General features: G+C 64.7%; 15 protein-coding genes. 8 read left to right on the top strand and 7 right to left on the bottom strand.

All coding sequences use genetic code 11. From position 1 onward, the window contains the following. Window positions 1-81 precede the first annotated feature (81 nt). Window positions 82-288 (bottom strand): hypothetical protein, encoded by a 207-nt coding sequence (locus tag RBA41_RS23735; protein ID WP_306626704.1) that lies wholly within the window; start codon window positions 286-288, stop codon window positions 82-84. A gap of 467 nt (window positions 289-755) precedes the next feature. Between RBA41_RS23735 and RBA41_RS23740 the strand changes: the two genes are divergently transcribed. Together RBA41_RS23740 and RBA41_RS23745 are read left to right on the top strand one after the other, a co-directional pair. Beyond that, entirely contained in the window at window positions 756-2,669 is a 1,914-nt protein-coding gene (locus RBA41_RS23740) for a TonB-dependent receptor (protein WP_306626705.1), read from the top strand. Window positions 2,670-2,954: 285 nt separating this feature from the next. Further along, on the top strand, window positions 2,955-3,905 hold the full coding sequence (locus RBA41_RS23745) for an aminotransferase class III-fold pyridoxal phosphate-dependent enzyme (RefSeq protein ID WP_306626783.1): 951 nt from the start codon (window positions 2,955-2,957) through the stop codon (window positions 3,903-3,905). 37 nt (window positions 3,906-3,942) lie between these two features. Here the strand turns inward: RBA41_RS23745 and RBA41_RS23750 are convergent, their stop codons facing one another. Continuing rightward, the gene (locus RBA41_RS23750; protein ID WP_306626706.1) at window positions 3,943-4,923 is read right to left on the bottom strand and encodes an esterase/lipase family protein; all 981 of its coding nucleotides are present in this window, start codon (window positions 4,921-4,923) and stop codon (window positions 3,943-3,945) included. 421 nt (window positions 4,924-5,344) lie between these two features. On the opposite strand from RBA41_RS23750, the gene RBA41_RS23755 reads away from it, so the two are divergent. Further along, window positions 5,345-6,097 carry a substrate-binding periplasmic protein gene (locus RBA41_RS23755; RefSeq protein ID WP_306626707.1) on the top strand — a complete coding sequence of 251 codons (753 nt, stop codon included), beginning with the start codon at window positions 5,345-5,347 and terminating at the stop codon, window positions 6,095-6,097. Between the two features lie 90 nt (window positions 6,098-6,187). On the opposite strand, the gene RBA41_RS23760 is transcribed toward RBA41_RS23755, so the two are convergent. The 5 genes from RBA41_RS23760 to RBA41_RS23780 form a co-directional block, all read right to left on the bottom strand. After that, window positions 6,188-7,075 carry a GGDEF domain-containing protein gene (locus RBA41_RS23760; protein WP_306626708.1) on the bottom strand — a complete coding sequence of 296 codons (888 nt, stop codon included), beginning with the start codon at window positions 7,073-7,075 and terminating at the stop codon, window positions 6,188-6,190. After that, complete coding sequence (locus tag RBA41_RS23765) at window positions 7,072-12,489, bottom strand: PAS domain S-box protein (protein ID WP_306626709.1); 5,418 nt, start codon at window positions 12,487-12,489, stop codon at window positions 7,072-7,074. The genes RBA41_RS23760 and RBA41_RS23765 overlap by 4 nt, the downstream gene beginning before the upstream one ends. A 533-nt stretch (window positions 12,490-13,022) precedes the next feature. Continuing rightward, window positions 13,023-14,906 carry a DUF3857 domain-containing transglutaminase family protein gene (locus RBA41_RS23770; RefSeq protein WP_306626710.1) on the bottom strand — a complete coding sequence of 628 codons (1,884 nt, stop codon included), beginning with the start codon at window positions 14,904-14,906 and terminating at the stop codon, window positions 13,023-13,025. Window positions 14,907-15,095: 189 nt separating this feature from the next. Beyond that, a complete protein-coding gene (locus tag RBA41_RS23775) occupies window positions 15,096-17,135 on the bottom strand; it encodes a GGDEF domain-containing protein (RefSeq protein WP_306626711.1) in 2,040 nt (679 codons plus the stop codon). 224 nt (window positions 17,136-17,359) lie between these two features. Then, complete coding sequence (locus RBA41_RS23780) at window positions 17,360-17,902, bottom strand: hypothetical protein (protein ID WP_306626712.1); 543 nt, start codon at window positions 17,900-17,902, stop codon at window positions 17,360-17,362. A 458-nt stretch (window positions 17,903-18,360) separates the two neighbouring features. Between RBA41_RS23780 and RBA41_RS23785 the strand changes: the two genes are divergently transcribed. From RBA41_RS23785 to RBA41_RS23805, 5 genes are all read left to right on the top strand, one after another. Continuing rightward, complete coding sequence (locus RBA41_RS23785) at window positions 18,361-20,667, top strand: TonB-dependent receptor (protein ID WP_306626713.1); 2,307 nt, start codon at window positions 18,361-18,363, stop codon at window positions 20,665-20,667. A 99-nt stretch (window positions 20,668-20,766) separates the two neighbouring features. Then, window positions 20,767-21,777 (top strand): fatty acid desaturase, encoded by a 1,011-nt coding sequence (locus RBA41_RS23790; protein WP_306626714.1) that lies wholly within the window; start codon window positions 20,767-20,769, stop codon window positions 21,775-21,777. Beyond that, the gene (locus RBA41_RS23795; RefSeq protein WP_306626715.1) at window positions 21,746-22,549 is read left to right on the top strand and encodes a phosphate/phosphite/phosphonate ABC transporter substrate-binding protein; all 804 of its coding nucleotides are present in this window, start codon (window positions 21,746-21,748) and stop codon (window positions 22,547-22,549) included. The genes RBA41_RS23790 and RBA41_RS23795 overlap by 32 nt, the downstream gene beginning before the upstream one ends. An 86-nt stretch (window positions 22,550-22,635) precedes the next feature. Next, on the top strand, window positions 22,636-23,040 hold the full coding sequence (locus RBA41_RS23800) for a hypothetical protein (RefSeq protein ID WP_306626716.1): 405 nt from the start codon (window positions 22,636-22,638) through the stop codon (window positions 23,038-23,040). Window positions 23,041-23,047: 7 nt separating this feature from the next. After that, window positions 23,048-25,186, top strand: a complete 2,139-nt coding sequence (locus tag RBA41_RS23805) for a DUF362 domain-containing protein (protein WP_306626717.1) — start codon at window positions 23,048-23,050, stop codon at window positions 25,184-25,186. The last annotated feature ends 1 nt before the right edge of the window (window position 25,187 follow it).

Below are 25,187 nucleotides of genomic sequence, written 5' to 3' on the forward strand. Positions count from 1 at the left end.
TCTTTATTATAGTGACATACAAGGCTGCGCGCGGCCAGACTGGCTGCGCGCGAAGAAAACGCTAAGGAGCGCGAGGAAGGACTAGCTGGCTGTGTGCAGTGCGGCCGCGGCGCGCCGCCGGCCGTTTGTCGTCAGCACGCGCTGGATGATCTCCTTGGGCACGCCTTGCTCCATCAGGTAGACCTTGGCACTCGGATATCCCAGCGCTTCCTGATAGGCGATGGCGACCTCGATAACGCGGGCCAGCGAAGAATCGCCGCGCCGGCACAGCATATTTTCTTTGTTCATGAGAATGCCTATTTGTCTGTTTGTTCTTCTGCCGGGCCGGCCGGTGTTGCCGTGGGCTTTGCCAGTTGCTCCCCGGGCCACGCCGCTCGGACGGATGCGATGTGCTTGTATGGCCCGCAGCGCTTCAATGGTGCCTGCTTCGCGCCTTGCTGCTAGGGATCGCAACTGCGCCGGCGGTGGACGGCTTTGGTGAGGACGCGCCGTATGACGGATGGCGCTACCTGGGCGCGTTGCAGCAGCGCGCGAGCTGCCGCGTATCCGTCTGTTCTACGCAGGAGAATGGCTTGGGCAACCAAGCCGCTGGCCGGGGTGTTGGATTGCCTGCGATCCGGCTGCGTTCCGGTACGCAGATTGAACACTTCGCAAGCGGCAGCGGGCGGACCGGTGTATAAATCGCCCAACCACGGCGTGACGCCAGGCGTCAGCGTGGGTGGCGTCGATAAACACTTGCGCTTGCTTGCGATTCGATGCATGTGCGCGACACGGTGGCCAGCGTGGCGGTGGTGACGGCGCGCGATATCGCCGACCATGCCGATGCCTCGCTGACCGACATCATGGCGCGCCTGCCTGGCGTGAATACCCAGTCGGGCAACGAAACCTGGGGCATTCGCGGCGTGCCGGTGGCAGGCTTCGACGAGCAGGGACCGGCTACCAGCAATGGCGCGGTGTCGGTATATGTGGACGATGCATTGCAGCCGCACCGGATGCTGACCTTGAGCCCCTTACCGCTGTGGGACGTGGAGCAGATCGAGGTGTACCGCGGCTCCCAGTCGACCATGCAGGGCCGCAACGCGCTGGCCGGCGCGGTCGTGTTCCAGACCAGGAACCCGGGCTACACGCCGTCGCTGTCGGCGCGCATCAATGGCGGCAATGTTGGCCAGCGCGGCGCTTCCGTGGCCGGTGGCGGCGCGATCGTCGATGGCAAGCTGGCGGCCCGTTTCGCCGCCGATGTGCAGAGCGGCGACGGTTACATTCGCAACGACACCCTGGGCAAGGATGCCAATCCCCAGCGCAACGTCAACCTGCGCGGCAAACTGCTGCTTGAACCAATCGATGGCCTCGACCTGCTGTTGACGCTCTCGCACGCGCGCAACCGGCGCGGGATCCAGGCCGTCAACCAGGGGCCTCAATACTATACGGTGAGCTATAACACCGGGGAGTTCGACCAGCTCGACCAGGACAGCGCGACCCTGCGCGCCGATTACGTGCTCAATCCGGCCCTGACCCTGACCAGCATTACCTCGTCCTCGCGCGGCACCTACGATTCGCTGCTCGACTTCGACCAGCGCGCCGACCGCACCCAGGAAGTGCTGCGGGTCCACAAGAACAAGCTGTTCAACCAGGAAGCCAGGCTGGCATACAAGGTTCCCGGCCTGCAGGCGCAGGCAGGCGTGTATTACGGCACCGTCGGCAACGACATGGATGACCGCCTCAATTACAGCGGCGTGACCGTGGGCAGCGTCACCGGCACGACCCGCGTCGCCAGCCGCAGCGTGTTTGGCGAAGTTAATTGGGATGTCGTGCCGAACTGGCAATTGGTGGGCGGCCTGCGCTACGAGCGCGAACGCAACAAAACGGTGCTGGAAGATGGGCTGGCCTCCGAGCCGTCGGTGAACCAGCGCAAGACCTTCAGCGCCTTGCTGCCGAAGCTGGGCTTGAACTACCGCCTGGGGCCCGATCAATTGTTCGGCGCTTTCGTCCAGCGCGGTTACCGCAGCGGCGGCGTCAACGTGCGGGTCGGCACCGCGCACCGCGCTTACGATCCCGAGTACACCAATACCGTCGAGCTGTCGCACCGCGCCGCCTGGCTCGACAAGAAACTGCGCACCACGGCCAATGTGTATTTCACCGACTGGAAGGACCAGCAGGTGGCGCTGCTTGACGCCGATGAGGAATTGCAAGTGGCGAACGCGGGCCACAGCCGCGTGAAGGGCGTGGAACTGGGCGCCGAGTACCGCCTGAGCCCGGCACTGCAGCTGCTGGCGGGCGCGTCGTACAGCCATACGCGCTATGTGGATTTTGTCGCCTACGGAGATACGCTGAGCGGGCAATCGTTCATTGGCGCGCCGCGCCGCAAAGTCAACCTTGGCATGGTATATCGTATCGACAGCGCGCTGACGGCCAGCGCCGACGCGATTTATCAGGATGGCAGCGCGTCGGCCTACCTGACCGATGCCAGCGGCAAGGTCAGCAGCGTGCGGCGCAGCGACGACGCGGCCCTGGTCAACGCCAACCTGGCCTACCGCTTCGGCAAGGCCACCGTCAGCGCTTATGTAAAGAATGTTTTCGACCGCCAGTACATTGCCAACAACCAGTCCGGCAGGGTGCTTGACGTATCGGCGCCGCGCACCGTCGGCGTTGCACTGCGTTACGACCTTTAAGCGCTGCGTTCGCAGCGACCAACCGAGTGAGAGGATCGACATGAATGCGCCTGAAAGAGGGATGGACCTGGCTACCCGGCTGCGCCGGAGCCATACCGGCCTCGATGCCCTGTATTGCCTTGACAGCACACCTGTGCTCGACAGGCAGAGCCGCCAGGAGTCGAATGCGCGCAGCTATCCGCGCCGGATTCCCTTGGTACTGGAACGCGCGAGCGGGATTTACGTTCAGGACAGCCTCAGTTTTGCGGCCCCAGCGGCGCCGACGCTGTCGAGGCCTCGCTCAAGCTGGCGCGCACCACCAGCGGGCGCCAGAACGTGCTGGCCTTCCAGGGCGCCTATCATGGAATGACGCTCGGCACGATGTCGATCAGCGGCAACCTCGGGCCCAAGAATGCCCTGGGCAGCTTGCTGTCCGGCGTACAGATGCTGCCGTATCCGCACAACTACCGTTGCCCCTTCGGTACCGGCGGAGAACAGGCGATCGATTTGAACCTGCGCTATATCGAGCAGTTGCTGTCCGACCCTGAAAGCGGCATCACGGCGCCGAGCGCCATGATCCTGGAACCGGTGCAGGGGGAGGGTGGCGTCATCGCCGCGCCCGACCGCTGGCTGCAGGGCCTGCGCCGCATCACGCAGGAGCGCGGCATTGCGCTGATCGTCGACGAGATTCAATGCGGCATCGCGCGCACCGGCAAGATGTTCGCCTTCGAGCATGCCGACATCATTCCGGACATCATGCCACTGTCCAAGGCCATCGGCGGCGGTTTGCCGCTGGCCGTGGTGGTCTATCGCGAAGAGCTCGACGTCTGGCAACCGGGCGCGCACGCCGGCACCTTCCGCGGCAACCAGCTGGCGATGGCGGCCGGCACGGCCACGCTGCGCTACCTCAAGCAGCATGCGGTGGCGGACCATGCGCTCCAGGTGGGCGAACGGCTGCGCTCCCATCTGCTCAAGCTGCAGAGCGCATTCGGCTGGATCGGCGATGTGCGCGGCCGCGGCCTGATGCTGGGCATGGAGATTGTCGACCGCGACGGCGAACCGGACGGGCAGGGGCATCCGCCGGTCCACACGGCCCGCGCCAGGCAATTCCAGCAGGCATGCCTGCAGCGCGGCCTGATCCTCGAATTGGGCGGCAGGCACGGCGCCACGGTCCGGCTGCTGCCACCATTGATCATTACCGACGCGGAAATAGATTTTGTGGCGACCATCCTGTTCGCCGCGGCAGCTGCCATTTAATGGAGCGCGCCAAACCCCGTTGACGCGCTGCGCGGCCTTACTGGGCTGCATCTCCAAACAAGCGCGTCAGCAATTGGCCAAACTTCTCCCTCCGATCCGGCTCGGTCGGCTTGATCACCCCGTGTTCCTGCAAAACGGTGATCAGCTTGACCGGCCCGGTGCGATTGTTGCCCACAATCTCGACATGGCCTGCCTTCACTTCCACGATGTTGACCAGCGGGTCACGGTCAACGGCCGGGTTGCGCTGCTCCGCCAGGGAAAAGATCGCATCCGATTCCACGCAGGCGCCGTTGCTCATGCGCCGGCAGCTGCCACCTTCATCGGTGACGATCTTGAGAAAGTCCTTCACGCGCGGATCGAGTGCGCCGGGCTCGACGATGAACGGTGACGTGTAGGTAATTTCCGACCATTTATCGCCTGTGACAATCTGGCAGATCGGCGCAACCAGTCCGAGCGACAGCGTCCTCCACAGCGGGTTGCCGCAATGGCGCGCCGCCGCAATGCCGCCGAACGGTCCGGACACGGTCACCAGGCGCATTGTTACATCCCCGCCCTCGATGGCGGCGGGCTTGGTCACCGACATCGCCTTGCGGGCGATCAGGGCTCCCTGGCTGTGACCCATGACGGTCATGTGCTTGTTATCCAATTTCTGGCTCAACTGATTGAGCGCCGTATCGAGCTGGCCGGCACTGGCCACCAGGCTGTCGCGGTCGTTGTAGCTGAAGCACACGGTCTGCTGGCCGTGAAAGGCCAGCACCTGGGCCATGCCGCGGTAGCGCCCGGCCGAGCTGAAACAGCCATGCACCAGCACGGTGACCGGCTGCTGGGCGTTCAGTTTCAGGGTGAGGTCGCCACTGTCGGTGCACTGGCTCAGGCCGGGAATCGTCAGGCTGATGTTTGCCGGCGGTAAGCGCGAACTATCAATCGTCATCAGCTGCGGCTCGCCCGGCGGCGGCGTGGCGCAACCCGTCATGAATCCAAGGGCGGCAATGGCCATGGCGGCTGCGAGATTTCTCATTATTTATTATTCCAGTGTAGGGCGCGTATGCTGCCGAGTGTAGCTGATCGCGCCATCAAGCGGGCCAATGGTGTGCGAATTGTAGGGCGATTGAGCGGGCTCAAGCGGCGAAAAAACAGGCGATGACCTAAGTCCTTGTTCCTTGGACACCAAGCGGCGTGCCCGAACCCGGCGGGGCTGGGCGGGGCGAGATGGGAAATATGAGCAGGAAACCAAGCTTATCTCATTATGATGATGGCTCGACAGCCAGCGTTTTCCTCTGCTCAGCGCGCGCACGAATGGCTGGATAATATCATTTCCCTGGGGCAAATATCGCTGTTTGGGTGTATGATTTCGTATCGACAGAACGTTGTCCTGATCAGTGATTCCAACTATGCGACCGGGCGTCCATTTTCTTTCGGCGTGGGCTTGTGGCCTGGCCATGCTGTTCGGTTCCAGCGCGGCATTGGCTGGCTCCGCGAGCCCCGTGCCTGCCGACAGCACCCGCATCATACGGCTCTCCTCGCTCGAATGGCCACCTTACACGGGAGCGTCGCTGCCGCGGCAAGGCGCCATAACGGCGGTGATCGCCGCCGCGCTGGCCAGCATGGGCTACCGCCTGGAAGTTCAATACTTTCCATGGACCCGGGCCACGGCCCTGATCAAACACAATTCTCCCTTTGCCGGGTATTACCCCGAATACTTCTCGGCCGGGCTGGCACGCGAGTTTCTCATTTCCGACCCGATCGGCAGCGGTCCGCTCGGCTTTGCCTACCACGCCGCAGCACCGGTTCAATGGGGCAGCATGGCCGACCTGTCGACATACCGGATCGGCGTCGTGGAAGGCTATGTCAATACCGATGAGTTCGACACGCGGGTGCGTCAGGGCAAGCAAATGGTCGATGCCGCGGTGAACGACAAGCAAAACCTGCGCAAGCTCGCCGCCAGGCGCGTGCCGCTGGTGCTGATCGACCGGCGCGTGTACGACCATCTGATTCGCAACGACGCCGACCTGCGCCCGCTGGCGCCGACCTTGCGTTTCCATCCGCGCCTGCTGGAAGACAAGCAACTCTATATTTGCTTTCGTCCCAACGCCGAGGGCGCGCGGGTGCGCGCGATTGTCAACGAGGGCTTGAAGCGGATCGATATCGAGGCTGTGCTCGCAGCAGCGCTGAGCGCCGGCGGCGCGAACTAGACGCGCGGGTGGATTGCCACGCCAGTCGCGGACAGCATCATCGCGGCCCCGCCGCTGCCGATGTGCGTGGCGCCGCTTGCGTATGTTCAGTCACGGTGCCGCGGTGACGCAATTGCGCCCCAGCAGTTTGGCCGCATACAGGGCGCCATCGGCGCGGTGCAGCAGGGCGGTCATATCGGCCGCATCGGCGTTGCTCACCGATGCGATGCCGATGCTGACCGTGACGGCAATGTCGCCGTACGGGGTATGCACGGTGGTATCGGCCATGGCTGCGCGCATCCGTTCGGCGACGGCGAGGGCGCCTTCGGGGTCGCAGTTGGGGAGCACGGCGAGCAGCTCCTCGCCGCCATAGCGCCCGAAAGAATCGTAGTTTCTCAGCGTCGAGTCCATGCGGCGCGTCGCTTCGCGCAGCACCTCGTCGCCAGCCAGGTGGCCGTAGGTATCGTTGATGGCCTTGAAGTGATCGAGATCGGCGAAGATCACGGACAGGAAATTCGCTGTCCTGGCATGCCGTGCAATCTCCTTTTGCAGCACGTCGAGGATCGCGCCGCGATTGAAGATGCCGGTCAGGGCGTCGCGCGTGGCCTGCCTGCGCAGTTCCTGTTCCAGGTCGACGATGCGGCGCCCGGCGCGCACGCGCACCCGCATCTCTTCGGCGATGAAGGGCTTGGCGATGTAGTCGTCGGCCCCGGCGTTCATGGCCGCGACGATGAATTCGGTCTCGGTGCGCGAGGTCAGCATGATCATGTACACATACCGCTCCATGCCGGCCTGGCGGATGTTGTGGCAGACATCGATGCCGTCCAGCCCCGGCATCATCCAGTCCAGCACCGCCAGCAAGGGACCATTTTCTTCCCGCAGGATCGCTTCGGCGCTCAAGCCATCGGCGGCGACGACGACCTCGTAGCCCCACTCGGCGAGCACGTCCTGCAGGTATAGAACGGAAATCGGATCGTCATCGGCGACAAGTACTTTCATTGGTTCAAATCCAAAGTCGTGGCCAGCGTGGCGGCCAGTTCATCGATGCGCAGTGCGAGGTAGCGTGCTGCACTGTCCAGGTCGTCGTGGCTGGCGTCATTGCCGCGGCGCGCCATGGCCTCGAGCGCGCCCGCCGCTTGCGTGGTGGCGTCGCCGGCCAGCGTCGCCGCCGCCCCTTTGACGCGGTGCGCCGCGCGTTCGAGCAGCAGGGGATCGGGCCTCGCGCGGGCGCTGTGCAACTGGCGCACCAGCTCGGGCGCGGTATCGATGAACGATTTTGCCATGAGAATCAATAAATTGCGCTTTCCGCGTGCCCGTTCGAGCGCCAGGTCGGGGTCGAAGATGAACGAGCGGGCCGGCGTGCCGGCGGCCGGCCCGGGCTCGGGCTCGGGCTCCGGCTGCATTGGCGCGGGCGGCGTGTGCGGGTCCGACCAGGGGCGTTCGAGACAGGCATACAGATCGAGCGGTTCGATCGGTTTCGAGAGATAGTCATCCATGCCCGCCTCAAGGCAGGTCTGGCGGTCGCCCGACATCGCGTGGGCGGTCACCGCAACGATATGGATATGGGCACCGGAAGCAGCCTCGCGCCGGCGGATCTCGGCGGTGGTCTGATAGCCGTCCATTTCGGGCATCTGGCCATCCATCAGGATGACGTCGAACGACTCCTGCTCCAGCATCCGCAGCACCTCGACGCCATTGCCGACCATGGTGAAGGTGTGCCCGCGGCTGCGCAGGAGCTCGGCGATCAGCATCTGGTTGACCGGATGGTCGTCGGCGACCAGCACGCGCAGGCGTTTTTGCAGGGACAGCGCGGGCGGCGGCGCGCTCGTTTCCACGCCGGCCCGGAGCGGGCTATCGGCACGGCCCTCGACGATCCCCATCAGCACGTTGAACAGCTCGGAATGCCTGATGGGCTTCTTGATAAACGCCGTCAACCCTGCCGCCAGGCCGGCTTGCAGCGTGGCGCCGTCGTCCTGCAGCGGCAGCATGACGACGATCGATGTCGCCGGCAGCCCGGCAGCGCCGAGGGCGACGCCGAGCGCGCTGGCGCCCTCGCTGAGGAACGAGGCGCCGCAGATGGCCGCGCAAAACGGGCCGGCGGGCGCAGCGCCGCCCTGCAGCCGGCGTGCCAGTTCGGCGCCGTCTTGCACCAGCAGCGGGCGCATTTTCCAGCTGCGCAGCAGGTTCACGACAATCTGGCCGGAGGTGGCGTTATCGTCGATCACCAGCACGGCCTTGTGTTGCAGTCCGGCGTCGCGCGGGCTCTTGTCCGGCGCCGCCGTACTCTGCGCAAGCTGGACCGGAACTGCGAAATGGAACTGTGTGCCCACCCCCGGCTCGCTGTCGACCCACAGCTGCCCGCCCATCAGCGCGACCAGCTGGGAGACGATTGCCAGCCCCAGGCCGGTGCCGCCGTATTCGCGGGTGGTGGAGGCATCGGCCTGGACGAACGACTCGAAAATATGCTCTTGCTGCTGGCGTGAAATGCCGATACCCGTGTCGCGCACGCTGAAGCGCAGCTCGGCGCTGTCAGCCTGGCGCGCGCGCTGGCTGACCGTCAGCACGACTTCGCCGCGCGCGGTGAACTTGATGGCGTTGCTGGCCAGGTTGATCAGTATCTGTGCCAGCCGGCCCTTGTCGGCGACGATGATGCGCGGGACCTCGGGCGCGACGTCGAACGCCAGCTCCAGGTGCTTTTCCGCCGCCCCGGCCGCCAGGGTCCGGAACACATTGGCGATTTCTTCGCGCAGATCGAACGCGGTTTTTTCCAGGACAAGTTTCTTTGCCTCCATCTTGGAAAAATCGAGGATATCGTTTAACAGACGCAGCAAGGAGTCGGCGGACGTGTCGATCAGTTCCATGTACTCATGTTGCTGAGAAGACAGTTCGGTTTTCAGCAGCAGCCGGGTGAAGCCGATGATGCAATTCATCGGCGTGCGGATTTCATGGCTCATATTGGCCAGAAACTCGCTCTTGGCTTCGTTCGCCGATTCCGCTTTGTGTTTGGCTTCCTGCAACTGAATTTCAAACTTTTTAATTGCGGTAACGTCATGGTCGGTGCCGCGATAGCCGGTCAGGGTGCCGTCGCGGTCGAACACCGGCACCGCCGACGATTCCAGATAGCGATCGCTGCCGTCGCGGTGGCGCCAGCGTATCAGCCAGCCGCTCCAGCCCTCGCCGCGCCGCTGCAGCTGGCTTAACCTGTCGGCCACGATAGCCTGTTCGTCCGGGTGCACGTAGCGCAGCATCGTCTTGCCCGTCAGTTCATCGGGCTGGTGGCCGAGCATGGCCTGGACCGCCGGGTTGGAATAGCGGATGCAACCCTCGCTGTCGAGCGACCATATCCAGTCCTTGGTGGTCTCGACGATCGAGCGGAATTTTTCCTCGCTCAGGCGGAGTTGATCTTCGGTCTGTTTGCGATGGGTGATGTCGTTGTACAAGCACAGCAGATGGGGCACGCCCGACAGTTCCACCACGTCGGCTGACAGCAGAACGCTGATCACGGCGCCGTCGGCCGTGCGCATGGCCGCTTCAAAGTCGCTGATCGAGCCTTCCTCGCGCAGCCGCGCCATCATCGACAGATGGGCTTCGGGCGCAAGCCAGTAATCGGGCGGGGAGGCGGGCCGCGCCAGCAGCAGGCTGCGCTCGTGCCCGATCAGTGCGCAAAATGCATCGTTGACCTCCAGAAAGTGGCCATCGGCCATGCTGCTGACGGTGATGGCAACCGGACTCATACTGAAAATCTTGGAGAAACGTTCTTCCAGCTGGCGCATGCGTTCTTCGACATTTTTGCGCTCGGTAATGTTCATCATGGCGCCGATCATGCGCACCGCCTCCCCCTTGTCGTCGTGGATGATGTAGCCGCGATCATGCACGTATGCAAACGTGCCGTCCGCGCACTGGAAGCGGTATTCGCCGGTCCAGTACTGGCCGCCAGAGTGAATTTCATGGTCGACCTCGCGCAGGACCCAGTCGCGGTCGTCGGGATGGATCTGGTCGACCCACCACTGGGCCGGTGCCGCGCTATTGGCCATGTCGTGGCCGAAGGTGTGCGCAATGCCGGCGTTCCACCAGATCTGGTCGGTCCCGAATTCCCAGTCCCATACCGTGTCGTTGGTGGCGCGCGCGACCAGGTTGAAACGGTCCAGCGTCTTGCGCAGGTCGTCCTCGGCGCGCCTGCGCTCGCTGACATCGACCCCCACCATCGCATACGAACTGGGCTCGCCCTCCTCATGTTCGATACGGACCACTGAAAACAAAAACGGGACCATGCCGCCGGCGCGGTTGCACAAGGCGAATTCGCCGCGCCAGGCCGCAAGCGATGCTTCCATGAAAATGCCTCCCAGGAAACCGATATCGGTGTCGGGGCAGGCAAACTCTTTCATGGAGAGGCCGATGCCGTCTTCGTGCGCCGCAATGCCCAGCAAGCCGCGGCCGGCGCCGTTGAGATACAGGATTTGCTGCTCGCCGGAGACGAACGCCACCAGATTCGGGGTGGCGTCGAGGAAGGCGCTAAAACGCGAACTGACTTCGGACGCCTTGCGTTCGTCGCTGATATCGCGCAGGATCGCCACCGACATGCGGCCACCGTCGTGGAGCGCCTCGCGCACCGCGATGTGCAGGGGGAACAGACTGCCATCCTTGCGTTGTCCGTTCACTTGCCCCGCGTGCGCTGTGCCGGGCTGCGCAGGCTCGCCGGCCTGCGGCGGGCACCCCGGGATCAGCCGGGTCAGGGAGGTATCGAGGAGCTCTGGCGCCGCATAGCCGAACATGGCGGCCGCGGCCGGATTGATCGATCTGACTTTGCCGTTCTCGTCGATGGTCAGCAGGCCTTCGGCCATATTGTCGAGCACCGCCTGGATCTTGGCTTCGCCCGAGCGCGCCTTTTGCCTGGCTGCCAGCAGTGCGGCAACGAGCGGGGAGACTTGCCAGTGCAAGAGCAGCATCCCGCAAATGAACAGCACAGCCAGTACCGCCGCCATGGTCGATATTTGCGTGCGGATCGGCTCATACAGTTCGACCGCGTCTTCCTTGAGCACCAGGCCCAGGCCGCTGGAGCCGATCGGCCCGTAGGCGGCGACGACCACCCGCCCGCGGTAATCCTTCGCCACGGTCAGTCCGGTCTTGCCATCGAGGGCATTGCTCATCGGCAGCCTCGCCCCGTCGCGCATGCGTGGCAAGCCGGTAAAACCACGCGGGTTCAGGCGGGTCGGCAGGCAATTCATGCGATCGTTGCCGGTTGCGGCGCAAATCGCAATGTCGCCGCTTTTCCCCAGTAGCGCGGCATCGGCCAGCAGGGTTTGCACGATGGGCAGCTCGCGCTCGGCCAGGATGGTGCCGATGGCGACGTCGCCGTTTCGCACCGGCACCGCGATCTTCAGTATCGGTACATTCGACCAGAGCAGTTCCTGGGCATCGTTCAGGCGCAGGGTGATCGGCGCGCCGGTGGTGGGCGCGCCGGCGCGCAGCAGCATGGTCCCATTCTGGCTGGCCGCGGCCACCGAGGAATAACCATCGCTGAGCAAATGCCGTTCCAGCGCGGTCTCAATGGCGATGTGATCGGAAACTGGGGGCAAGCTGGCGTATTCCTTGAGCAGGGCAGGGTCGCTCGCGAGCGAGCGCGCCTGCAAGATCGTGTTTTCCAACACAAAATCCAACAGCTGGGCGCGATTGGAATGCGCCGCACGCATATTCAGGTGCAAGGCCGCTTCGGTGCGGTGGGCCGACATGACCGAGCTGACCATCCCGGCCGTCAGCGCCATCGACAGCAGGATAATCGTCGCGATCGCGGTGATGCGCTTGTCGCCGCGTTCATGGCTGGCGCTGCTTGCTTTGACGGCCTGATACCAGCGCAGCCATAAAGCACTGCCCAGCAACAGAAAGCCGACGGCCGTATGCGGCGCCATCCAAACCAACTGGTACCACTCATAGAGCAGTTCGAGCTTGAGCGAATGGCCGGTCACGCCGAGGATGCCAAGCGACACCAGCGCCAGGCACAGCAGCTGGATCAGCCAGCCGGCGTTGCCGTCGGCGCTCTGCCTGTCCTGCAGCAGGATGCAGGCGGCGGCCAGCCAGAAGCCGCCGCAGGTCAGCGGCGACATGCGTCCTGGATGGGGGTTGGGGTCGGCCAGCCAGACATCGACGAACAGCTCGTCGATACGCAGATCGATGCCCAGAACGTCTTGCAGCGCCACCACGCCGCTCACGGCAAGCATGGCGAGGCACGCCCATGTGCGCGCCGTGCGCGCCGGCCGCGGCCGCCGTTCGGAGACGGTCAGGGCGGCACCGGCAAACACGAAACACAGCGCGGTATTGAACACCATCGCGACCGCACCCGGCACAATCTGCACCAGCTGCTGCGAGCGCAGGACCCAGCCGGCGATCACGCTTGCGCCCAGAAGCAACAACAGCACCCCAAGCAATCGTTGAAGCTGTGCGAATGTCAACACCGTTGCCTTTCGTGACGTTGAGCGCTGCGTTGGTCACGCGTCTGGTACGGCCCAAGCATCCCCTTACATCGCCAGGGCAGCCGGCCGGGAGCGCCTTTTGGCGGCTCTGGCAACAAGGTAGCGCTCAAAAATGTGTGTTTTCCGAGACAGTTGAGCGACTATACAAGATCGTTTATGACTTTCGATACGTTTCTGATGGGTTCGGCAAAAAAACCACGCGGCGCACGGCCGGCGTTTCGGCGGCGCACACCTCGCCCGGCGGTGGCGGTGTCATGAATGCCAGCTCCGGTTCTCCGCTAACGTTGTTTTCCGGTAATTATCAAATGTGATAGGTCAATTCGCGCCGGGCGAGGGACATCATCTGAAGACAGATCAGTGATGCCAGTGAACAGGCGTTCTTCCTGGCGCATCCGCCATGCTGATGTGGGCAAAGTACAGGCCAAAAAAAGCTCACCGCCATTGCTGGCGGTGAGCTTTTTCGGGAATGCCAAAGTCGCTTATTTATAGACGACTTGCGCTTTCAGGTTGGTCAGCACCTTTTTGGAAAACGCCTTGTACTCGGCCGCAATGGCCGGGGCGCAGACGTTGCCGCGGGTGCGGTCGTCGATCTCGCGCGTGACCGTCAGCTGGGTTCCCTTCAAGCGATAAGTCGCCTTGTAGCTCACGTTGGCCGACTTGACCGTCATGTTATCGGGCACGGCCAGCACTTTCATCTTCTTCGGGAAGGTGAACACATATTCTTCCAGGCTGGCCCCGTTGGAGCAGGAAAATTCGGTCAGCGTTTCGTCGTCGTCCGATCCACCCAGCATGAAGCCCGCAACGGGCGAGCTGCTGGTGAACAGCGGATGAATGACAAAGGCGCCCGCGCCGGGAAACTGGGTGAAATTCTTGAACTCGAAACTGGCCTTGTAGTTCAAGGTATCGGTCAAGGCGGTCGGGTCGTCGCTTTCAAACTTGCCGGTGCCGGTATAGCCCATGTTCTTGAGCACGTTCTTGACCATGTCATCCATGATTTCCTTGCCGGCGCCGCGCAGGCCGCTGCGCGGGCCGAGGGCATACTGGCCCTTGGTCGCCACGTCCACGCTGCCGGTCACCGAACCGTCATCGTTGATCTTGATGCGCGTTTTCATGGTCTGGGCATTCGATCCAGGCTGCGAGGCCGGGGTCTTGAGTCCTTCCTTGAAGCCGTCGACCAGCAAAGCCGGTTTGTCCTGCGAACTGTAGGGCAGCATGCCGAAGGGCGTGGAGTCCGACGTCGAGTCGACGAACAGGTCGAACGCCGGCAGGTAATTGATCACGTGATTGACGCGCGATACCACCGGCACCTTGGCCAGCTTGAAACTGCTGCCCGCGTTGATCAGCGCTTGGGTGCTCTCGATCTTCTTGGCCGCCAGCAGCGCTTGCAGCAGCGTTGCGTGGTCCTTGCAATCGCCCATCTTGTTTTTCAGGATGAAGGAAATGTCGTGCGGGACCACGGCACCGGTGCCGATGCAGTTGCCGGCGTAGGTGATGTTGGTGGCCACCCAGTCGTACAGGGCGCGGGCGGTGTCGCGCGGCGTCTTCTGGTCTTTGGCGATCTGGTCCGCCAGGGCCTGGACTTCCTCGGTCACGGCCGCTTTCGGCGTGGCGCGCGCGCCATAGGCCTGGGCAATGTCCGCATACGATTTGAAGGTCGAAAACGCCAGTCCCGGCAGGGTGTCGACGTCGTACACGGAATAATCGCGGCGCTTGTTCTTGAGCGGTACCTTGTTGGTGAAACTCCACGACAGTTCCTTGCGGCCGTTCTTTTCGGTGCTGGCGACCGGGGTCAGTTCGCGCACGTCGAGCTGGGCCGCGAGCGCGGCCGGATAGTCGAGCGTGATCTTGACGTCGTCGTAGGCGGTGCCGCGGTGGAAGTACTGGACGATCGAGTAGTGCTTGGGGAACATCGGTTCGGTCTGCGTCAGCCTGTACGAAAAACCGACGGTGTCGCCGACCGCCACTTCCGGGAACACCACCGTGAGCGTGGTCCGGTCGGAATACACCGGCGCATCCTTGTCGTTGCCGGTGTTGGTGACCACCTGGTAATTCGATTTGGGCGCCTCGATGCGGCGGCCGTCGGCCTTGATGGTGTAGGCGCTCAGCACTTCGGCTTTTTCAATGCTGGTGCTGTACGAGATCGACGCTTCCTTGGCATTGGACAGGGCTTTTTCCTTGAGCACTTTCATCGCCCAGTCGTGCGTTTCGGCGCTCGTGTAATCGTCGTTGAGCGAATACTTGACGTGATAGCGCTCGAGGCGCGTGTACAGTTCCGCCGGCTCTTCCGCCGGGGCGGCGCTGGCCGCGCTCGCGGGCAGGGTCAACATGAACAATGCGGCAGTGTGCAGTAATCTGGCTTTCAAGTGTTTCTCCACGTGGATTCAATCGTTCTCACAACAAATTGTTGTTTGCTGGAAAGCATTATAAACCGGCACGCGGGCGTTGCAAATTGACTAGTTGAATATTTTTCTATTTGTCGGTTTTTACAACTTTTTTGACGGGAAGCCGGCGCAGGCCGCCCATCGTGGGCCGCCCATCGTGGGCCGCACGATTCACGCCGCCGGTTGCGCGGGACCGCGTACGCAATCCATGTCGATCAGCCCTTCGGCGCCGGCGGCGCCGTCCAGGGCCGCCAGCACCGTCTCGAGCGGTGCCGACAGGCGGGTGACGATGCGCGCCTGGTTACGCCCATTGGCTTTGCCGTGATAGAGCGCCCAGTCGGCCAGGCGGATGGCGCGTTCCCAGTCGAAGCCGCTGTGGACGACGCCGGCCAACGGCAGCGTGACCACGCCGGCGCTCAGCGTCACCGGCACGCTGCAGGTGCCGGCCTCGACCGGCGTGGCGCCGGTGCCATGCAGCACGCGCGAGACGATGTCGGCGATGTGCGCCGGGTCGGCCCCGGGCGCGTAAATGAGGAATTCCTCGCCGCCCCAGCGGATCACCATGTCGCTATCGCGCACCGCCGCGCTCAGCCGCCGCGCGACCTCCACCAGGACCGTGTCGCCCACGCCATGGCCCCAGCGGTCGTTGATGTGCTTGAAGTGGTCGATGTCCATCAGGACGATGCAGTCGACGCCTTGCAGGGCATCGTTGCGCCGCCCGCGCTCGTCGTGCGCGGGGCGCGCCGCCATCTTTTCCAGGAACGAGCGCCGGTTGTACAGGCCGGTCAGGGCGTCGTGCTGCGAATGGTAGGTGAGCTGGGTATTGAGCTGGTTCAGGCGCACATTGCTGCCCGCCGAGCGCCGGTACAGCACATACACGAAGGCGCCCGCCGCCACGGTCAGCAGGGCGGCGAAGGTGGTGAGCAGCTGCAGCATGCGGCGGCTGCGCAGGTCGGCATCCTTGACCAGGTTTTCGCGGCGCAGCAGGTCGATCTGGCGCGTGCGCTGGCCGGCCTCGTATTCTTCCTGCAAGGCGGCCACGGCGCGGTCGCGCGCGGCGCGGGCATCGGCTTGCTGCGCCGCCTGCTGCTTGCGCACGGTCGCCAGCGCTTCCTTGTACAGGCCGGCCTGTTCCTGCATGCGGCCCTTTTCGTCGAGCATGGCGTAGAGGTCGGCCGTGGCGCCGGCCTTGTCCAGATCGGCAATCACGCCATCGATGTAGGGCAGGCCTTCGGCAAAACGCTTCTGGCCCATCAGGGCGAAACCGAGGTTGGCCCTGGCCATGAGGATCATGTTCACGTCGGTCACCCGCTCGGACGCTTTCATGGCCAGCAGCGCCTCCTGTTCGGCGCGCACGTAGTCGTGCTGGCGCAGGAAATAATCGGCGATGTTGCCGCGCACCTCGGCTTCCAGGCCGGTCAGTTTGCCGCGTTTGGCGGTTGCGAGCGCGTTGTTGAACGCGGCGATGCCTTCCTTGCCCCGGTTTAGCTTGAGCAAGGCGATGCCCTGCGTGAACTGCAGCCGCCCCACGGTGCGCATCGGCACGTTGCGCTCCAGCAGCGCCTGCCGGGTTGTCTCGATGGCCTTGGCCGGATTGTCGATGTTGTTGTAGACCCGGGCGATGCGCGCCATGGCGGTGGCGCGGCCTTCGCTCTCGTCCGGCTCATCCTGCAGCAGCTTGAGCGACTTCAGATAGGCTGCCAGTGCCTTGTCGAACTGCCCCTTGCCGTTGTAGGCGTCGCCCTGGACGTGTTCGAGCGCGTGGCGCACGGCGACCGGGGCGTCGACCGGTACGGCAGCGCGGATCCCGGCCAGGGCTAGCAGTGCTTCGCTGGAACGGTTCTGGTCGAGCAACTGGCGTACGGCGCCGAGCCGGGCCCGCGCGGCGAAGGCCGGATCGTTGTTCTCGAGCGCCAGTTGCAGCGCCTGCCGTTCGGCCTCGTACGAGCGCTCGAGCTGGCCGGCGTCCTCGTGCAGCCACACTTCGGTGCGCAGTAGTTCGCGGCGCAGCGGGTAGGGCGTGTCCTTGCCGACGCTCGCGCGCAGGGCGTCGAGCCGGCGCAGGGCATCGGCCGTCGAGGTGCGCGAGAGCGTGCGGATCGCCGCCAGTTCGGCGTGGATGCGTTCATCCCCGGACGATGCGGCCTGCGCCGTGGCCGGCAGGCAGGTAGTGAGGACAAGGCACAGGAAGAGGCGGGAGAAAAGCGGCATAACAACCCGAAAGTCGTGGGTGGCAGCAAGGCCACATGGAGGCGGTGGCGGAGCAATGCCGGGCATGGGCACGCCGGCAAGGCTGCCGGCGGCCGCTGGAAACGGATAGTCGATTATGAATCAAATTGCCCGCATTGCTGCCACTCTTGTTGCAATCGGGGGTCTGGTTTGATGCGCATTCACAACATTAGTTGCATGTTAAATAAGCCAGGCGTTGCCATGGCTCAGGCTTGGATCACACTCACGCGGGCAAACCGCAAGTTTTCAAATACCTTGATGCGCCCCTTGAGCGGCCACCAGTCGTACAGGAAAATCTGGACCGGGCGCCACATCGCCACCCAGCCGATGATGGTCAGGCTTTCGCGGGCGATTTTCGCGGCGGGACCGGGCATGAAGCTGGTGATGGCTTCGGCCAGCAGCAGGCAGGCGGCGACGAAGACCAGGCCGACGCCCAGGCTGAGGCGGCCCAGCCGCAGCAGTTGCCTGAGCTCGCCGCGCACCAGTTCGATCTTGTAACCGTAATAGTTGTGGATGGCGTCGCCCACCAGCGTGCCCGCTTCGCTCGCGGACGGCAGCTGTTCGACATGGATGGTCAGGTGCAGGTGGCAGTCGTGCGGCAGCGACAGCGCCCAGTTCTCGATGTAGGCCTCGCACGCACGGTCGAGGTCCTTGTTCAGGAAGGGCGCCGGATCGAGCGAGTTAAACAGCTGGCGCAGCTCGCGCACGCGCAGGTCGAGGGTATGGGTGGGGTGCTGGCTGATGTGCATTGCGCGCGTTTCTCCTTGGCCGCTGCGGGCCGTCCGGCGCGCAGCGATCGCTGTATTCTACCCGTGCGCACGTCTTGCCGGCGTCCGCCCGGCGCATCGGGAGCGGTGCGGACGAGGCTTGAGAGGCGTCGACGAACAATGTGAAAATTGACATTGTTGTCGAAATGTTCGATCATTCCGGCGCCTCGACCACGACCGGAGGCAACGGCACGCGCAGCGGTTGCCCGTTCCTGCCTCCTGCCCGACCCGCCTTGACGATGCCCCCGCCTTTCCAGGTCCTCCAAGCGACAGTCGTCGCCGCGATGCTCGCCTGCGGCCGGGCCCGCCTCGCCGGTCCTGGCTAACATTTCCAGATAAGCAAAGTCGGTAATCTTCGTGGTCAGGCATGGATGGCGTCGATACACTTTTTTTGCCTGCAGTATCAATAAACGGATTGGAACAGAGTGATGAGGAAGCAGTTGATTGCACACGGAGCGCTGGCGCTGTTGTCGCTGGGTCTTATCGCCACGGCACAGGCGCAGCAGGTGAGCGGGGACGCCGCGCAGCGCGCCGCCGCGCGCCAGGCCGCCGGGACCAGCGATTCCGACAAGATCGACCGCGTCGAGATCACCGCCACGCGCGCCGTCAACGCGGTCGACGTGCAGCAGGTGGCGGCAGCGATCACGGTGCTGCAGCCGGAAAGCCTGGCCAGATTCGGGCTGGGCAACCTGAGCGATATCTCCAGCCTGGTGCCCGCCATGAGCGTGCAGGAGCAGGGGCCGGGCGTGAACAACATCACCATGCGCGCTCTGGTGGTGCGCGGGATCGTGCCGTCCGAAATCCAGGATTCGTCGCTGGTGGCGGTGTATGTGGATGACATGCCGGTGACGCTCAAATCGGGCAACCCCGATCTGCGGGTGCTGGACCTGGAGCGCATCGAAGTGCTGCAAGGCCCGCAGGGCACGCTGTTCGGCGCCAGCGCCATGGCCGGGGCGGTGCGCCAGATTACCCGGAAGCCCGATGCCAACGACCTGTTCGGCTCGGTGGAAGCGGTCGGGTCGCGTACCTCCGGCTTCGGCGGCAACAACCACAACCTGCGCGGCATGCTCAACGTGCCGCTCAGGGACGAGGTGGCGGGCCTGCGCCTGACGGCCTACACCGGCGCCGATTCGGGCTACATCCGCAACGCTTTCAATGGCGCCACCACCAACGCCGTCTCGACCAACCAGGGCCGCGCCGCCTTGCGCATCCGCGCCCAGCCCGGCCTGGTGGTCGACGCCAGCGTCACCGCCTCCAACATCAAGGGCGGCATCAACGATGCCTACGCCAGGCTGGCGCCGTTCACCACCTATGCGCTGCTGCCGCAAAAGAGCAACGATGCGCTGCAGCTGTACAACCTGGCCGTGAACTACGATCTGGGCAGCGCCCAGCTGGTGTCGTCGACCTCGTATCTGCACCGCGATACGCAGTACGCCACGTCGGCCCAGTATCCGGCCACCGCCTTCATCTTCAGCGGCAAGAATCCCCTGATGGCGTCGGCTTATGCGATCGACAATGCCATCACCGGCCTGGCCCAGGAACTGCGCCTGAACTCGCGCCATGGCGGCCCCTTGAAGTGGACCGCGGGCGCGTTTTTTGAAACCGGCAAGCGCAAGCTGCGCCAGGAACAGCCCACCGCCGGCTTCGACGCGCGCTTCGGCGAGACCCGCAATTTCCCCGGCTACAGCTCGCAGGCCAACGACCTGGCCAGCACGCCCGACAACTACTTCTCGGGCCGGCAAGATACCCGTTCGCATCAGGTCGCGCTGTTTGCCGAAGGCACCTACACCGTGTTCGACAAGCTCGACCTGACCGCCGGGCTGCGCCTGTTCAAGGGCAAGCAGGATTTCGACCTGCACTTCAGCGGCCTGTTCGGCAATCTGGTGGGCGCGACGCCCGGTGCGCCGGTCGGCAGCCCGGAAACGAGCAGCAGCAGCGCCACCGCCCAGGGCGCCAATCCGCGCTTCGCGGCCGCCTATCACATCGACCGGCAACACATGCTGTACGCGAATGTGGGCAAGGGTTTCCGCTACGGCGGCAACAACCAGCCGGTGCCGTTCAACTTTTGCGGCGTGAACGCGCCGGCCACGTTTGCGCCGGACAGCCTGTGGAGCTACGAAGCCGGCTCCAAGAATACGCTGTTCGGGCAGCGCATGACGCTCAATGTGAACGCCTACCTCACCAACTGGAACGATGTGCAGGTGTTTAACAAGTTGCCATGCACATATTACTTCACCCAAAACGCCGGCAAGATCCGCAGCGAAGGCGTGGAGCTGGAAACGTCCGTCAAGCTGACCCGGCACGCCAGTATCGGCTTGAATGCCGCCTACAACCACGCCTACGCCAGGGATGCCGTGATCACCGGTATCGCGGCGCAGAATATCCCGGCCGGTGCGCGCACCCCGTACGCCCCGCGCGTGGCGGCCAGCGTCAGCGCCAGCTACCGCATTCCGCTGGCCGGCAGCGATGCGATCGCCCTGGCGGCCAGCTATGCCTACAAGGGCCGCGCCTACACCAATTTTGCCGCCGCCCAGGGAAGCTATGCGGAAATACCATCATCGAACACGCTCAACGCCACCGTGACCTACCTCACGCGCGGCATCGAAGTGGGGCTGTTCGGCACCAATCTCACGAACGGCAACAAGGTGAGCGACGTCACGACCAGCAGCATCGCCATCCAGCCCGGCGATACCTTGTTCATGGCGCGTCCGCGCACGGTCGGCCTGCGCGTCAAATCGCGGTTCTGATCGCACGGCGCCGCCGCGCGCGGGTCGGTGATGCGGCAGGTCAACATCTGACCTGCCGCAGCCACCCACAATTCCAGTGTGAGCAACCAAGGATGACTTATGCAATCACGACTGGAACGGCAGGCGCGCTCGAACTACATGGATGCGGCGCAGCAGGGGCAAATTCGCGGCGAACGCGCGCGCCTGCTGTGGTGGGCGCAGTGGCCGACCTGGCTGCTGATTGCCGTCATCCACGGCGGCTGGCTGGCCACGCTGGCGTTCTGGCGCGAGCTGGGTACGGCCGCCGCCACCGGGCTGATGGTCTGGTGGTGCGCGTGGTACATGTCGCTTCAGCATGAATTGATCCACGGCCATCCCACCCGCTGGCCCGCGCTCAACCGCCTGTTCGGCACCATGCCGCTGGCCGTGTGGTATCCCTACCGCCTGTATCGGGACAGCCATCTGCGCCATCACGTCGATTTCCACCTGACCATGCCGGCGCTCGATACCGAAAGCTATTATGTGTCGCCGGCTACCTGGGCCGGCCTGGGCAGGCCGATGCAGGCGCTGCTGTGGTTGAACAAGACCTTCTGGGGACGGATGCTGGTGGGGCCGGCCATCGCGATTGCCGGTGCGTGGGCGCAGGCCGTGCGCGAGCCGCTGCGGGGGGACTGGAGCAACGTGCCGATGTGGCTGCGCCATCTGGGCATGCTCGCGGCCATGCTGTGGTCGGTGGATGCGGTGTTCGGCGTGTCGGCACTCTATTATGTGCTGGCGATTTCCTATCCGGCCCAGTCGCTGGTGATGATCCGCTCGTTTTACGAGCATCGTCCGGCCGAAGAGCACAAGCAGCGCATCGTGCTCAATGAAGCGGGGCTTGTCTTCCGCCTGTTATTCTTGAACAATAATTTTCATCTGGTGCACCACGATTTTCCGTCGCTGCCCTGGTACCTGCTGGGGCGGGTGTATCACGCGCGGCGCGATGCGTATATCGCCCGCAGCGGCGGGTTTTATGTGCGCGGGTACGGCGAACTGATGCGCCGCTTCGGCGTGGCGCCGGTCGACCCGCCAGTTCATCCTCATATGCCGGAGTCAGTCCATGACGTGGAAAGCCGCTTTCCCCATGTATAACGTGTCGGCCGGCGTCAGGGCAGGGTACGAAGCCCTGTGCGCGGCGCTGGTCGACGTGCTGCGCGCGGACGGCTTCCGCGGCGCCGTCGAACTCGAACGCGCGCCCGCGTTGCCGCACTTCTGGAAGCGTCCCGACATGCTGCTCAGCCAGACGTGCGGCTATCCTTACGTCACCGGGCTGCGCGCTCATGTCGGATTGGTCGCCACGCCCGCGTATGCGTTTCCCGGCTGCGAGGGCAGCGGTTATTCCAGCGCCATCGTGGTGCGCGCCGACGGCGCCATCGGGGCGCTGGCCGACGCGCGCGGCTGCGTCGCCGCCGCTAACGATATCGATTCCCACAGCGGCATGAACGCGCTGCGCCATGCCGTGGCGCCGCTGGCACGCGACGGGCGGTTTTTCGGCGCGCTCAGGTGGTCGGGCAGCCACCGCGCCAGCCTGTCGCTGGTGCAGACCGGCGAGGCCGACCTGGCGGCCATCGATTGCGTGACGCTCGGCTATCTGCGCCGGGAAGAGCCGTCCAGCCTCGATGGCTTAGCCATCCTGTGCCATTCGGCGCCATCGCCCGCCTTGCCGTTCGTGACCGGCGCCGCCGTGCCGCACTGCGTGCGCCAGTGCCTGCAAAGGGCTCTGCTGACGCCGTCGGCGGAACTCGCCAGCCTGATGGCGGCTGTGTCGATCCGCGCCTTCGCGCAGTGCGGCGACGACCACTACGCCCGCATCGGCGCGCTCGCCCACGAGGCGCGTGCGTGTGGCTATCCGCAGCTTGCCTGACAGCAGAATTTGACACAGATCAATGCTTGTTCATCGACATCAGTCGCTGGCGATTGGGCTGCCTTATTTCCGATAGCATGTAAGCAGTGCATCCCTATTGCCCCGAATTAACACTTCACTTCCATCAGGTCACCCTTTTGATATTGGAGAGCATCATGGCCGTCGCTCTTGATGAAATTAAGAATGCCGCAAAAACGTCGCTGCAGACATCCGCCAACCGCTATGGGCGTTCCGCCGTCGAATATGGTCAAGTCCTGCTCGATTTCGGCAGCGGCAGCGTCGGTGCCGGCGATGTGGCAAAAACCGGCGTGGAGCTGGCGCTGCGCGGCGCGATGGGCGCCGTGGACGACACCATCCGCTTCGGCACCGCGTATATGAACTGGGCCTGTGCGCTGGTCGGCGTCGGCCAGCCGCTGCCTGCGGCCGGAGTCGCGCCGGATGCCGGGGCGTCCGACGCGCCGGCAGCGGCATCAGCCGGCCGCAAAAAGTAACGCGGCGATGGCAAACAATCGCGCCCCCGTCCGTGCCGGGCCGGCGGTGGCCGTTGCCGACGATGCCGCCGCCAGCCCGGCCGACCTGCTGCGCCTGGCGCTGCGGCAGGCGGGTTGCCTGCCGGCCATGCCGGACGCGAACAGGAACAGTGCCATCGTTCTGCTCGACCTCGCCGCGTTCGCGTCCGACAGCCCGGTGGTGGTGCGCCGCGAGCTGGTCGAAGCGCTGCTCGACCTGCTCGCCGCCGATGGCTGGACCAGCCTCGCCATTGCCTCCAGCGCCGACAGCGCCAGCACCTGGCTCGGGAACCGCGACGTCGCCGTGCTCGCGGACTTGCTCGGCTACCAGTACGTGACCGGCAGCGGCACGCCGTACGATGTCATCGACCTGTCCGAGCAGCTGCCAGACGTGCCGGCGGCCGCCGGCCACGACCAGTGGGCCGGGCGCCTCTCGCGCGCCTGGACCGAAGCGGACCTGCGCATCGTCTTCGCCAAGTGCCGCACCGACCAGCACGATAACGTGGCGCTGTGCATGAATACCTTGCTGTACGCGCTGCCGCTGGCCGACAAGGATGATCATTACCGGCTGCGCACCGATCCCTGGCTGGCGCTGCTGCCCTTGCTGGAGACCAGCGCGCCGCACGTCGCCATCGTCGATGCCTGCGGCGCCGTCCATGGCTCGGGCGGATTGCAGGCGCCGCGTGCGCTGGCCACGCACGCCATTATCGCCGGCAACGATGTGCTGGCGGTCGACTGCGCCACCGCCATCAAGATGGGCGCCGATCCCGCCAGTTCGCCGCTGATCGCGGCACTGATCGCGCGCCTGGGCCGTCCCTCCCTGTCGGGCCTGGTCGGCTCGCTGGCCCCGTTTCCCGGCTTTCTGTTGCCCGATCCCATGCTGGTCGATGCCACGCGCCAGCGCCAGCGCTCGCCCACCTTGATGCGCCTGAGCGCGCCGTGGCTGCAGCAGGTCGACACCGCCTTGTTTCCCTTCAAGCATCCGCTCGACGCCAAATGCAACCAGGCCATCGCGCCGCGCCTGGGTCGCCTGGACGACGACCCGTCCGCCAGGGCGCTGCTGGTCTACGCCAACTGGGCCCTGGGGGCATGGGCGGCGGCGGTGGAAGCGGCGCGCATCGGTGGCGCCAAGGACCGGCTCCTGCGCAAGGACGCGCGCCTCTGCGCCGCCACGCTCGCTTGCAGCGATGCCGATTTCCTCGCCATGGAGCGCGAGCTCGACGAATTGCGCGGCTGGCTGGCCACGCCGCCTGAGGTCGCCGGCCCCCTGCGCTGGCGCCGCATCGAGCAGGCGGTGCTGTTCGAATACCAGCGCGCGTTTCCCGTGCCGCTGGCCGACTTTGCCAGCCGCGTCGACATCGCCCGCTCGATCGAGTACATGAACGATTACATCGGCGGCGAACTGCGCGTGCTCACGCGCGACGCGCAGGGCAGGCCGCTGCACCAGGCCGAGCGCAACGTCTACCTGCCGCAGCCGAACTACGTCGCCTGGTGGGGCGGCAAGGAAATCGACGTTTCCAAGATCGAGAGCGTGCACTACAAGGATGACGAACAGCGCATGGTCTGGAAAACGGTGCATTCCGAGAACGCGTCGGCAGTGTTCGACGACGGCATCATCACTTTTTCCGCGACCGGCGGCGGTACCCGCGTGAGCATTTTCGGGCGCCAGCTGTTTGCCCTGCCGCCCTTGCTGGAAAGCTTGCAGCTCGAACGCTATCCGGAACTCAGGGACCGCCTGACCGAACACGCTTACTCCACCTTTTTCGCCCGCACCTTTTCCAATTTCGAAGCCTTGCTGGAAGGGCGCGAGATTGCCATCGGCATGGCCCGGCATGTCCCGTCCACGCCGCACGACAGCGCGCCGCGCCCTGTGGACGCGCTCGCCGAGCTGGCGACCACCCTGGGCGACCTTGCCGCCACCCTGTTCGAGGGCGTGCTGCAGCCCGGGGCGGCGCCGGGCAAGGCGCACATCGACCACGATGGCTTTGCCCATTTCGAGGCGCCCGCCGCCGCATCGGCGCCGCAGAACGCGCTCACCGCATGGGTGGGCAGCTTCTGGCAGGGCTATGGCGAGGCTGTCGCCCGCGATCTCGGCAAGAGCGTGCAAGCGCTCTGGCCGCGCACCTGAG

Source organism: Massilia scottii (assembly GCF_030846495.1).
In the GTDB taxonomy this organism is placed as follows: domain Bacteria; phylum Pseudomonadota; class Gammaproteobacteria; order Burkholderiales; family Burkholderiaceae_D; genus Telluria_A; species Telluria_A violaceinigra.